Genomic DNA, 11,746 nt, shown 5'->3' with positions numbered 1-11,746 from the left:
GCCATTGAGGAACTGGGCCAGTATTATAATCTGCGTCATCTGCAAATTGGCCAGACCGTTACCGCGGGTTTTGATGACCAGGGCAGCCTTGTGCGCCTTGAACTGGAAAAGGATTTTGACCATCTGGTGCGAGTCGATCGCCGGACGGATGGCTATAAGGGCGAACTGGAAAAACGTCCCAGTCTTACCATCACCCGTCATGCGCAAGGCATGATCGAAGACAGTCTGTTCATGGCCGGGCAAAAACAGGGTCTGCCCACAGCGGTCATTGTAGAGCTGATTCGCATTTTCAGCTTCGACGTGGACTTTCAGCGTGAAATTCGCCGGGGTGATTCGTTCGAAATTCTTTATGAACGCAAACTCAGCGAAGACGGCCGCCGGGTTCAGGAAGGCGACATTCTTTATGCCCGACTCACCCTGAGCGGCAAACCCATCACCCTGTATCGTTACCAGGCGCCCGGCGAAAAGACCGCCGATTATTATCATGAAACCGGGCAAAGCGCGCGCAAGGCGCTGATGAAAACCCCGATTGAAGGCGCGCGACTCACCAGCCGTTATGGCAAACGCAAACATCCGGTGCTCGGATATACCCGCATGCACAAGGGCCTGGATTTCGGCGCCCCCACCGGCACCCCAATAATGGCCGCCGGTGACGGAGTGATTGAAAAATCCCGCCGCTATGGCAGTTACGGCAATTATGTGCGCATCCGTCATTTAAACGGGTATAAAACCGCCTATGCCCATCTCAGCCGCTATGGCAAGGGAATCAAGGAGGGCCGCCGGGTCAAGCAAGGCCAGATCATCGGGTATGTGGGCGCCACTGGCCGGGTGACGGGCCCGCATCTGCATTACGAGGTGCTGAAAGACGGCCGACAGGTCAATCCGCTGGCGCTGAAGATCCCCACCGGCAAGAAACTGAAAGGGCAGGACCTGCAAGCGTTCCAGACCGCCATGGCCGACATCAACCAGGAGCTGCTGTTCCAGAAAACCCATATCCTGCTGGCCCGGGCCGAGACCATGCCGCCCAAGCAAACCGCTGAAACCGCCCGTCACCAGGCCACGGAATAGGCGCGATATGTCAGAGTGAATTGTGAATAGGGTGGTTCAATTCACTCTAAAGATGCCCTCCCAGCCCCATCAGGTGACGGGGAACGGTAGATGACAGGGGGGCTGTCGATCGCGTCGCTACGCTCACGATGACGGCGTTGGGGAACGTCATCGTGAACCCGCGTCAACGGGTGTGACGGGACAGCAGCATGGATGGCTTCGTTATTGTTCGCCATGACACAAAGAGCACAATGTCATCACAACCTCCCGAAATCCCCTTCCGTCGCCCCCGCACAGACGGGAGCCCAGTGTTCATTAAAAAAGCCCCTCCCAAAAACCGGCGGAACATTTTATTTATGAGCTGGATTGCCGCCTGCGCGGCAATGACGAAGGAAGGGGCAGCAAGGACGGAAGAGAAGCGGCAATAGCGAAGGAAAAAAGCAAGGACGGCGGAGGGACCAACCGCCATCGCGCCGTAAACAGTCGCGCCGGCCCCAAAAATATAGGGCCGGCGACATTGACAATTTCACTTCATCAAACTTCACTTGAGACTGTAAGCTCTCCTCTTACACCTTGAACTCGAGGCCGTGCGCGCCGGCGGTGACTTTCACCACTGCACCGTCACGAATGGTGCCGTCGAGGATCCTGTTGGCCAGCTCATCCTGCAAGTTACGCTGGATCACCCGTTTCAGGGGCCGCGCCCCGTAGACCGGGTCATACCCCGCGTGCGCGAGCCAGTCCTTGGCGCTTACATCCAGCTCCAGTGTGATCTTGCGATCCTCAAGCCGCTTCAGGAGCCGTTTCAGCTGGATCTCCACAATGCCCTTCATATGTTCACGACTGAGCCTGTGGAACAGGATGATTTCATCCAGGCGGTTGAGGAATTCCGGCCGGAACGCCCCGCGCACCACCTCCATCACCTGGGCCCGCACCGTTTCCATATCGGTGCCTTCGGGCTGCTCGGCCAGGATATGGCTGCCAAGGTTGGAGGTCAGAATAATCAGGGTGTTCTTGAAATCCACCGTGCGGCCCTGTCCGTCCGTAAGGCGGCCGTCGTCCAGCACCTGCAAGAGCACGTTGAACACATCGGGATGGGCCTTTTCCACCTCATCAAACAGAATCACCTGATAGGGGCGGCGGCGCACCGCTTCGGTCAACACCCCGCCTTCTTCATAACCCACATAACCCGGGGGCGCCCCGATCAGCCGGGCGACCGCATGCTTTTCCATAAATTCGGACATGTCGATGCGCACCATGGCCTGATCATCATCAAACAGGAATTCGGCCAGCGCCTTGGTGAGTTCGGTCTTGCCCACCCCGGTGGGCCCCAGGAACAGGAACGAGCCAATCGGCCGGGCCTCGTCCTGAAGCCCCGCCCGCGCCCGGCGCACGGCGGCGGACACGGCTTTCACCGCTTCTTCCTGACCGACCACACGCTGACCGAGCCACTCTTCCATTTTCACCAGTTTTTCCCGCTCGCTTTCGAGCATCTTGTCCACCGGGATACCGGTCCAGCGGCTGACCACTGCAGCAATGTCTTCCTCGCTCACCTCCTCTTTCAGAAGGTGATTCTTCGCCTCACCCGCCGTTTCAGCTTCCTTGAGACGTTTTTCCAGTTCCGGGATGGTGCCATATTGCAGCTCCCCGGCCCGGGCGAGGTCACCTTGCCGCTGGGCCCGCTCCAGTTCGATGCGGGCCTGATCCAGCTGTTCTTTAAGCTGCTGGTCGCCGGCCAGGCGGTCTTTTTCCCGCTGCCACTGGGCGGTCAGTTCCGCAGACTGCTGCTCCAGTTCCCCAAGCTCTTTTTCCAGCTTGGCGAGTCGTTCGCGGGAGGCGTCATCCTTTTCTTTCTTGAGCGCCTCGCGTTCGATTTTCAGCTGGATGATGCGCCGGTCCAGTTCGTCCAGCTCAGCAGGTTTGCTGTCCACCTCCATCTTGATTTTGGAGGCGGCCTCATCCACCAGGTCAATGGCCTTGTCCGGCAGGAACCGGTCATTGATATAACGGTTAGAGAGGGTGGCGGCCGCCACGATGGCGCTGTCAGTAATACGAATACCATGATGGAGTTCGTATTTCTCCTTCAGTCCGCGCAGGATGGAAATGGTGTCCTCCACCGTGGGTTCGCCGACCATGACCGGCTGGAACCGCCGCTCCAGCGCCGCATCCTTTTCCACATATTTGCGATACTCATTGAGCGTGGTGGCACCGATACAGTGCAGCTCGCCCCGTGCCAGGGCCGGTTTCAGGAGGTTGGACGCATCCATCGACCCTTCGGATGCGCCGGCGCCCACCAGGGTGTGCATCTCGTCAATAAACAACACAATTTCCCCTTCGGCCGCCTGCACTTCCTGCAATACCGCCTTGAGCCGTTCCTCAAATTCACCGCGATATTTCGCCCCGGCCACCAAAGCCCCCATGTCCAGCGCCATGATGCGCTTCTGGCTTAAACTGTCTGGCACGTCCCCATTGGCGATCCTGAGTGCCAGCCCTTCCACAATGGCGGTCTTGCCCACGCCCGGCTCGCCGATCAGGACGGGGTTGTTTTTGGTCCGTCGGGAAAGCACCTGAATGGTGCGGCGGATTTCCTCATCCCGGCCGATCACCGGATCCAGTTTGCCCTTGCGGGCCGCTTCCGTGAGGTCCTGCGCATATTTCCTAAGCGCGTCATACCCTTCTTCGGCGCTGGGGCTGGAGGCGGTGCGGCCCTTGCGAATCTCGTTAATGGCGGCATTGAGTTTTTGCGGCGTAAGTCCCGCTTGTTTCAGAATCTCCGCCGCCTTGGTACCCGAAGCCAGCGTCAAGGCCAGCAGCAGCCTTTCGACCGTGACATAGTCGTCACCGGCCTTTTTCGCCACTTCCTGCGCACTCTCAAACAGTCGTGCCGTTGCCGGGTCCAGATAAAGCTGCCCCGCACCCGAACCTTCCACCTTGGGAAACGCTGCCACAGCCTGCTCCACTGCCCCAAGCGCCGCTTTCGGATCGGCGCCGGCCGCCGTCATCAGGTTGGCGCAAAGTCCTTCCCGGTCTTCCAGAAGAACTTTCAGAATATGTTCAGGGGTAAATCGTTGATGCCCCTCTCTCAAAGCCAGATTCTGGGCGGACTGGATAAATCCGCGCGCTCGGTCTGTATATTTTTCGAAATCCATGATCCCGTAAACTCCTTTTTCATGACATATTCCACATATGATGTTGCTTTTTTGCAACACAAGAGGGGCCGGATAAATTTTGATAATTTTTTGGTAAATATTCTGCTTTAATTTTAGGGCGATCTGATCCTTAATACCCGGAGAGTGTCACATCGTTCTCGGGGGCCCATCGAGATTCGCCATGTTTACCGGTATCCTATCAAAGGATAGAACGCCGCCCCAATGACTGAAGTCAATCTAGAGTGAGTTGTGAAGAGGTTGCCCCATCATTCTGCCGGTCAGATCTGGTCCAGGAGCCAGGAATTTGGCGCAGGCCATACTGGCAGCACGGCCCAGCCAAACCCCGCAAGAACTGATGGAGTGCTTCGTTGCTGGCGCGCCTCGCCATGACGGACCCCTCTCATCACAATCTGCCTTTGACAAGGCAGGCCGATCTGTCCTTTTGACAAACCGGCCTGCCGTCATATTCATACAGGGTGAATGATAGGGAAGCTAGAGTGAATTGAGCTAACCTATTGACAATTTACTCTAACACAATCCCGTTCCGGGTTATTCCGAGATCGCTTGTTCCTCAGACGCCTCGGTTTTCTTGCGGGACCGACGCACCGTTCGTTTGGGTTTGGCCGCATCTTCAGTGGTCAGTTGTGGCGTTGCATCGGATGTTTCCGTCGCCGCTTCCGGGGCGGTTTTGGCCTTGGGCGGACGCCCGCGACGTTTTTTCACTTCCTGAACCGGCGGCGTCTCGTTGTTCTGGGCTTTGGTTTCGGTTTCGGGTCCGGTCGGCGCGGTGGGCCCGGCAGAGGCTCCAGCAGAGGAGCTGGAAATATCGTCGGCCGCCGCATCTTCTTCTGCCCGTGGGGCCTTTTGCGGTTTCTCCCGCCCCTCCAGATCCAGCATCAATGCTTCTGGTGACGGCGTCTGGGCAAAAGGCGTATTTTTGTTTCTCGTGGATGTTTTCCGGCCTTTGCGAACCGGTTTCGACTCAGTAGGCGCAGACGCCTCCACCGTTGCGCCATTCACCTCCATTGTGGTCAAGCCGTTATTTTGACCACTATTTTGACCATTTCCCTGAACGGCTCCGGAAGCACCGCTTTCCACATTAGCCATCGAGGCCAGTGTAGCCTGATGTTCCGCCGCTTCTTCAGCCCGGCGCTGCCGTTCCTTTTCCCGGGCCGCCTCGGCCGCCGCTTCGGCAGCCGCATATTCCGCATAAATCCGGTAATAATGATCGGCATGCTGGTAAAAGGCTTCCGCCAAAAAGCTATCGGTGCTTTGATGCTCCCGCGCCAGGGTTTTGTATTTTTCATAGAGTTGCTTGGCGGTTCCGCGCACTTTCCCGGCGGGACCGTGACTGTCCACCTGACGATTGGCAGCATGGGCCCCATGCTGCTGGTTCTTGTTCTGGCGGTTCTTGCCGTTGTTCTTATTTCTGTTTTGCGTGCCGTTCGCCTTGTTGTTCTGGCGAGAACGACGGGAATTAGAATTTTGTTTCATGTAAATGACAATACGCTTTAGGGGCCGGTTTTATACCTTGGCCCGTCACAAATCTCTGCTGTCCTGTAAGACAGCCTGATTGATTTTCTGAAGTGGGGATTTATATTCCGGTACTTCCCAACCCCGGATTTTCCGCCGCCGGAGGTCATAACCTTCAGGCGATGCCCTAACCTACTCCGCACGGACGCAAAAGCCAAGGGGCTTTTTGCATTTTTTTCAGAATTTCATCATGATGCAGCGATCCCGGCCCCCCAGATCCCGAAAAAGACGCCGCTCCCGGGCCCCCGCTTGTTGCGCCAGCGCCATCACCGCCGCCGCCTGTCTCACCCCAATTTCAACCACGCCAACCCCCCGGGGGCCAGACGACCAGGAATGTCCCCCAAAAACCGCCTGTAATCATCAAGCCCCTGCGGGCCGGAAAATAAGGCCCGTTCCGGTTCATAGTCTCTTACTTCGGGATCGAGGCTGTCTTTTTCCTCAAGCCCGATATAGGGTGGGTTGGCAACAATAATGTCAAAACGTTCCTCCGGCGCAATGTCCGCCATCCAGTCACTGTGTTGGAACCGGGCCCGACCGTCAAGCCCAAGACGCTGGGCATTATCTTGTGCCACGTTGAGTGCGGCGGCGGAAATATCCACCCCGAGCCCCCTGGCGGACGGCAATTCGTGCAAAAGGCTCAGCAGCAGACAGCCGCTGCCGGTTCCCAAATCCAAAACCCGCAGTGCTTCCGTTCGTCGGGCCCCAATTTCCCCGAGTATGGCCTCGATCAGGGTTTCACTGTCGGGGCGCGGGGTCAGGACATCGCGGGTCACCCGAAAGGTCAGCCCCCAGAATTCCTTTTCCCCCAAGATCTGGGAAACGGGTTCCCGGTTCAAACGGCGGACAATCATGGCCTCAAACAGCTGACTCTGCGCAGCGCTGAGGGGGCGTTCCGGCATAAGATACAGATCCAGGGGTTTGAGGCCCACAACATGGGCCAGCAGCGCCCGCGCCTCCAACTCGGCGTTTTCGAGACCCGCCCCCATCAACCGCCGCCGGCCGCGCTGAAGGCATGTTTGAACGGTGTCAGTCATGGATCAATTGTTCATTTCGGCCAGTTTCGCCGCCTGGTCTTCGGTAATCAGTGCCGAAATAAGCTCATCCAAAGCCTCTCCCGCCATCACCTGATCCAGTTTATACAGGGTCAGGTTGATGCGGTGATCGGTCACACGCCCCTGCGGGAAATTATAGGTTCGGATGCGTTCCGACCGGTCGCCGGAGCCCACCTGACTCTTACGGCTCGCGGCCCGTTCCGCATCCCGACGGGCCCGTTCAGCGTCATAAATCCGCGCGCGCAGGATTTTCAGCGCCTTGGCCTTGTTTTTATGCTGGGATTTTTCATCCTGCTGGCTGACCACAATGCCGGTGGGAATATGGGTGATGCGCACCGCGCTGTCGGTGGTGTTTACATGCTGCCCGCCCGCGCCCGAAGCCCGGAACACATCAATGCGCAAATCACTGTCCTTGATGTCGATGTCCACATCTTCCACTTCCGGCATGACCGCCACAGTGGCGGCGGAGGTGTGGATACGACCGCCGGCTTCGGTTTCCGGCACCCGTTGCACCCGATGCACGCCGGATTCATATTTCAGTCGCGCAAACACGCCTTTGCCACTAACAGAAATCACCACTTCCTTGAAGCCCCCCTGATCGCTTTCCGAGGCGCTGACCACCTCGAAACTCCAGCCCCTGTTCTGGGCATACCGCTGATACATGCGAAACAGGTCACCGGCAAACAACGCCGCCTCGTCCCCGCCAGTACCGGCCCGAATTTCCAGAATGGCGCTTTTTTCGTCATCCACATCCTTGGGCAGCAGCATCAGCTGCACCTCCCGTTCCAGTTCCGGCAATTTTTTCTTCAACACCGGCAGTTCCAGTTCCGCCAATTCCCGCATTTCCGGATCCGTTTCCCGGTCCGCCAGCATGTCTTCGAGGTCGGCAATCTCGCGCACCGTTTCCTGATAGGTTCTGGCAGTTTTGACCACGGGGTTGAGCTCGCTGTATTCCTTGGAAATGGCCACAAAATCGGCGGAGGAAAGGTCCGTTCCTTCAGCCATGAGATGTTCCAGTTCCTCATGGCGGGCGATCAACTGGTCGAGTTTTTCTATGGGTATCATTTTGTCTTATGTCCTTCTTTTCCTGAGCAGGGCTGATGTGGCACGGCACACAACGGGAAAAGAAGGCTAACGATAATGATTCAGATGATCGGCCACCACCTCAAGCGCCACTTCCTGCTGCGCGCCACGGTCCAGATCCTTGATGGTGACAACCCCCCGGGCCAATTCATCCTCGCCCATGAGCACGGCCAGGCGGCTGTTCAGTTTATCGGCCCGCTTCATGCGTTTGCCCAGATTGCCGCGATAGCCCATATCCACCACAAATCCGGCCCGGCGCAAATCCCGCGCCAGTTTCAGCGCCGCCGTCTGGGCCTCCGTTCCCACTGGAATAAGGCTTACCGGGCGAGAATCGGCCGGCAGCGCATCGGCTGGCAGCAATTCGCTCAGGCGTTCCAATCCCGCGGCCCAGCCGATCCCAGCGGTGGCCGGACCGCCCATCTGTTCCATCAGCCCGTCATAGCGTCCGCCAGCCAGAACCGTGCCCTGCGCCCCCAGCCGGTCGGTAGTGAATTCAAACGCCGTATGGCTGTAATAATCCAGCCCCCTCACCAGTCGGGGATTGAGCGTATAGGGAATATTCAGCGCGTCGAGCCCGTCGGTTACGGCCTGGAAAAAATCCCTGGACGCCTCATTGAAATAATCATGCAACAGCGGCGCGTTTTTGACCAGTTCCCGGTCCCCTTCATCTTTGCTGTCGAGAATACGCAGGGGGTTACGCTTCAGGCGCTGACGGCTGTCTTCGCTGAGTTTGTCCTCATGAGCGCTGAAATATTCCACCAGCGCCCCGCGATACGCATCGCGGCTTTCCGGGTCCCCCAGTGAATTCAGCTCCAGCGTGACATGATCCTTCAGGCCCAGCGCTTCCAGCAGATCGGCCGCCATGGCCAAAAGCTCAATATCCGCCTGCGGTTCCGGCACTCCGAGAATTTCCACATCAATCTGATGAAACTGGCGCATGCGGCCCTTTTGCGGACGTTCATAGCGGAACATGGGCCCGAAACCATAAAACTTGCAGGGGGCTGCCTGTTGCAGGCCACCGGACAGAAAGGCGCGGGCGATGCCGGCGGTATATTCGGGTCTCAGCGTCAGGCTTTCCCCGCCCCGGTCCACAAAGGTATACATTTCCTTGGACACCACATCCGACGTTTCGCCCAGGGTGCGATTGAAGACTTCGGTAAATTCGAAAATGGGCGTGGCGATTTCCTGATGACCATAACGTTCCGCCACGGTCCGGAAAGTTTCGGTAATATAACGGAACGCCCGGGCCTTCTCGCCCAGAATGTCATGGGTTCCACGCACCGGCTGGAGACGCGCCAAGATTTTCCTCCTTGAATTTATTTATGAAGCTTTTTGAACGGGGTCTGCGGCATCCGCCGTTTCGGCCTCGATTTCGGCGGCCTTTCTTTCGACCAGTTCCACGATATGATCCACCAGATGTTCATCGTCAATCTTGTGATCCGCCACGCCGGACAAATAGACCATATGATTGCCATTGCCGCCACCGGTAAGACCAATATCGGTTTCGCGGGCTTCGCCCGGACCGTTGACCACACAGCCAATGATGCTTAAGCTCAAGGGCGTGGAAATATGCTCCAGCCGCTTTTCCAGAACCTCCACCGTCTTGATTACGGGATAAGCCTGACGCGCGCAGGACGGGCAGGAGACAATCCGCACCCCGCGATGCCTGAGGCCGAGGGTCTTGAGCATTTCAAACCCCACCTTGATTTCCTCCACCGGGTCCGCGCTGAGCGATACCCGAATGGTATCGCCGATTCCTGACCATAACAGCATACCCATGCCGATGGAGGATTTCACCGTCCCGCCGCGCAAGCCTCCGGCTTCGGTAATGCCCAGATGCAACGGATAGTCACAGGCTTCCGCCAGGCCCTGATAGGCGGCCACGGCGAGGAACACATCCGACGCCTTGACGCTGATCTTGAATTCGCGGAAATCATTGTCTTCGAGAAGGGCCGCATGTTCCAGCGCACTTTGAACCATGGCTTCCGGGCAGGGTTCGCCAAACTGTTCCAGAAGATGTTTTTCCAGCGAGCCCGCATTGACCCCAATGCGCATGGAACAGCCATGATCCCGGGCGGCCTTTACGACTTCACGTACCCGCTCAGCAGACCCGATATTACCGGGATTGATGCGCAGGCAGGCCGCGCCGGCCTCAGCAGCCTCAATGGCACGTCTGTAATGAAAATGGATGTCGGCGACAATCGGCACCCTGGCTTCACGGACAATGGTTTTGAGTGCCGCGGTGCTGTCCTCGTCCGGGCAAGAGACGCGTACAATATCGGCACCGGCCTCCTCCAGTTCTCGAATCTGGTTCACCGTCGCCCGCACATCATGGGTCAGCGTATTGGTCATGCTTTGCACGGAAATAGGCGCATCCCCGCCCACCGGCACCGTGCCCACCATGATCTGCCGGCATTTTCTTCTCTGTATGTCGCGATAGGGTCGCACGCTCATGGAACTATCCGTTTGTCGTCGCCATTCTTCGGGCCCTAAACATGCGAGATCTGCTTTCTGATTTCAAGTGGAAAGCATAAGGAAGGGCGCAAAGACGGTAAAATCCAGCGCTACCGGGCGTGCATGGCGGTTTTTTGCAGCAACTTTTTCCGCTCCAGCGCCAGTTCAGTGACGATCTGACCATAATCCCCCAGCGGAGAAAGGGCTTCGCCCCCCACATAAATGGACACTGCCGAAGCATTCGAGGTCATCAGGCGCAGCCCCGGGCGTTTGGGCACATAAAAGGCTTCACCGGCCTGCATCACCCCGTCCATCAGGATCTTACCCTGATCCCCGGTGATGCGCACCCAGACATCCTGTTCAGCAGACAGGCGAATGTCACCTTCTGCTGCCAATGGTTGCGCAGCCTCCGCTGGACTGGTATGGGCGGCCGCCTGCTCCACAAGGCTGAAACGCAACGACGGCGCGACAGAAGCCGGTTCGCGGTCCGGGGATGGCATGTTATCCGCCTGAGTGTTATTGGCTTGAATGTTATTTGCTTGAGTATTATCCGCCAGGGCAGCACCACCCGGCACCGCCGCAGCCAGGACCCGTGCCGGTTCCTTAGAGATTACTCCCGCGGCAATACCAGCAGCACTATCAACCGAGTCATTTGAGTCATTTGAATCATTGCGGACCAGAATGGGGGTCGCGGCTGACGTTTTCTCATCCGGGCCAAGAGCCTCCCGCCCCACGGTCTCGTGATCAACACTCTTATCGTGATCAACGCTCTTATGAAGAGTATCGGTAACCGCGACGGCAGAGGCAAAAATCGTGGAACTGACATTGGCGATTTCCGTCAGCGAAGAGACCTTAGTGTCCTCTCCCGCCCAAATCCATACCCCGGTCACAATCAGGAGACACACCGTAGCCACGGAAGCCATCAGGCCCAGCGGCCATTCCCGGCGCGGCGGAGCCTCCGGAAACACCAGTTCCACCCGTTCACTGGCCCCGTCAAATTCCTGCCTGAACTGGGCCAGTATCTGGGTCGCGTCCAGCCCCAGGTAAGTGGCATAGCTCTTTAGAAAACCGCTGGCATAGCAGGCCGAAGGAAAAATCGTGAAGTTGTTGTCTTCCAGCGCCGCCAGCATATGTTTGCGGATACATAATTCCCGCGCGATCTGATCCAGATCGCGGACAGGATGATTTTCCCGCGCCTGCCGCAAAAGGCTCCCCACATCGGGGCGATGGTCGGTCCGTACCGTTTGCTCTTCTGCCTGCTCTTCTGCCAAGTGTTGCGCCCGGACAGAGTCAGGCTTATGTTTTTCCCCTATAACCATTTGATCTCATTCCATTCATACCCGAGGCATGCATCCAAAATACAACGGTTAAAATACAACGGTCTTTTCTCGAACATGTTTACTGACAGATGGGAAAAGACCTGTCCCAAAA

The 11,746-nt window shown here is 57.5% G+C and carries 9 protein-coding genes (1 of these 9 running past the window's edge); 1 reads left to right on the top strand and 8 read right to left on the bottom strand.

The genetic code is table 11. The annotated features are described in order from the left end of the window. Window positions 1-1,068: the 3' portion of a M23 family metallopeptidase gene (locus FE788_RS00870; protein WP_210414067.1), read on the top strand. Its footprint begins 498 nt before the window's first position; the window shows 1,068 of its 1,566 coding nt (coding positions 499-1,566); its start codon lies off the left edge, out of view; it ends in the stop codon at window positions 1,066-1,068. Between the two features lie 545 nt (window positions 1,069-1,613). Here the strand turns inward: FE788_RS00870 and clpB are convergent. The 8 genes from clpB to FE788_RS00835 form a co-directional block, all read right to left on the bottom strand. After that, the gene (clpB, locus tag FE788_RS00865) at window positions 1,614-4,193 is read right to left on the bottom strand and encodes an ATP-dependent chaperone ClpB (protein WP_138378871.1); all 2,580 of its coding nucleotides are present in this window, start codon (window positions 4,191-4,193) and stop codon (window positions 1,614-1,616) included. 549 nt (window positions 4,194-4,742) lie between these two features. Then, on the bottom strand, window positions 4,743-5,687 hold the full coding sequence (locus tag FE788_RS00860; protein WP_138378870.1) for a DUF4167 domain-containing protein: 945 nt from the start codon (window positions 5,685-5,687) through the stop codon (window positions 4,743-4,745). A gap of 216 nt (window positions 5,688-5,903) precedes the next feature. Next, window positions 5,904-6,029, bottom strand: a complete 126-nt coding sequence (locus FE788_RS14315; RefSeq protein WP_281277172.1) for a hypothetical protein — start codon at window positions 6,027-6,029, stop codon at window positions 5,904-5,906. Beyond that, window positions 6,011-6,760 (bottom strand): peptide chain release factor N(5)-glutamine methyltransferase, encoded by a 750-nt coding sequence (gene prmC / locus FE788_RS00855; RefSeq protein WP_210414066.1) that lies wholly within the window; start codon window positions 6,758-6,760, stop codon window positions 6,011-6,013. Before prmC ends, FE788_RS14315 begins: the two co-directional genes overlap by 19 nt. 3 nt (window positions 6,761-6,763) lie before the next feature. Next, window positions 6,764-7,843: a peptide chain release factor 1 gene (gene prfA, locus FE788_RS00850; RefSeq protein WP_138378869.1), complete on the bottom strand. Its 1,080-nt coding sequence runs from the start codon at window positions 7,841-7,843 to the stop codon at window positions 6,764-6,766. Between the two features lie 66 nt (window positions 7,844-7,909). Continuing rightward, window positions 7,910-9,160, bottom strand: coding sequence for a histidine--tRNA ligase (gene hisS / locus FE788_RS00845; RefSeq protein ID WP_138378868.1), 1,251 nt, complete (start codon window positions 9,158-9,160; stop codon window positions 7,910-7,912). 21 nt (window positions 9,161-9,181) lie between these two features. Next, window positions 9,182-10,315, bottom strand: a complete 1,134-nt coding sequence (gene ispG, locus FE788_RS00840; RefSeq protein WP_138378867.1) for a flavodoxin-dependent (E)-4-hydroxy-3-methylbut-2-enyl-diphosphate synthase — start codon at window positions 10,313-10,315, stop codon at window positions 9,182-9,184. A gap of 110 nt (window positions 10,316-10,425) precedes the next feature. Beyond that, entirely contained in the window at window positions 10,426-11,586 is a 1,161-nt protein-coding gene (locus tag FE788_RS00835) for a helix-turn-helix domain-containing protein (RefSeq protein ID WP_168190204.1), read from the bottom strand. Window positions 11,587-11,746: the final 160 nt, after the last annotated feature.

This window comes from Luteithermobacter gelatinilyticus (assembly GCF_005849285.1).
Classification (GTDB): domain Bacteria; phylum Pseudomonadota; class Alphaproteobacteria; order Sphingomonadales; family Emcibacteraceae; genus Luteithermobacter; species Luteithermobacter gelatinilyticus.
The sequence above is the reverse complement of the archived record's forward strand: the minus strand, read 5'-3'. Positions and strand labels throughout refer to the sequence as shown.

Coding starts and splice junctions, on each gene's coding strand:
- clpB (WP_138378871.1), bottom strand. CDS start 4,193: ATGGATTTCGAAAAATATACAGACCGAGCGCGCGGATTTATCCAGTCC.
- FE788_RS00860 (WP_138378870.1), bottom strand. CDS start 5,687: ATGAAACAAAATTCTAATTCCCGTCGTTCTCGCCAGAACAACAAGGCG.
- prmC (WP_210414066.1), bottom strand. CDS start 6,760: ATGACTGACACCGTTCAAACATGCCTTCAGCGCGGCCGGCGGCGGTTG.
- prfA (WP_138378869.1), bottom strand. CDS start 7,843: ATGATACCCATAGAAAAACTCGACCAGTTGATCGCCCGCCATGAGGAA.
- ispG (WP_138378867.1), bottom strand. CDS start 10,315: ATGAGCGTGCGACCCTATCGCGACATACAGAGAAGAAAATGCCGGCAG.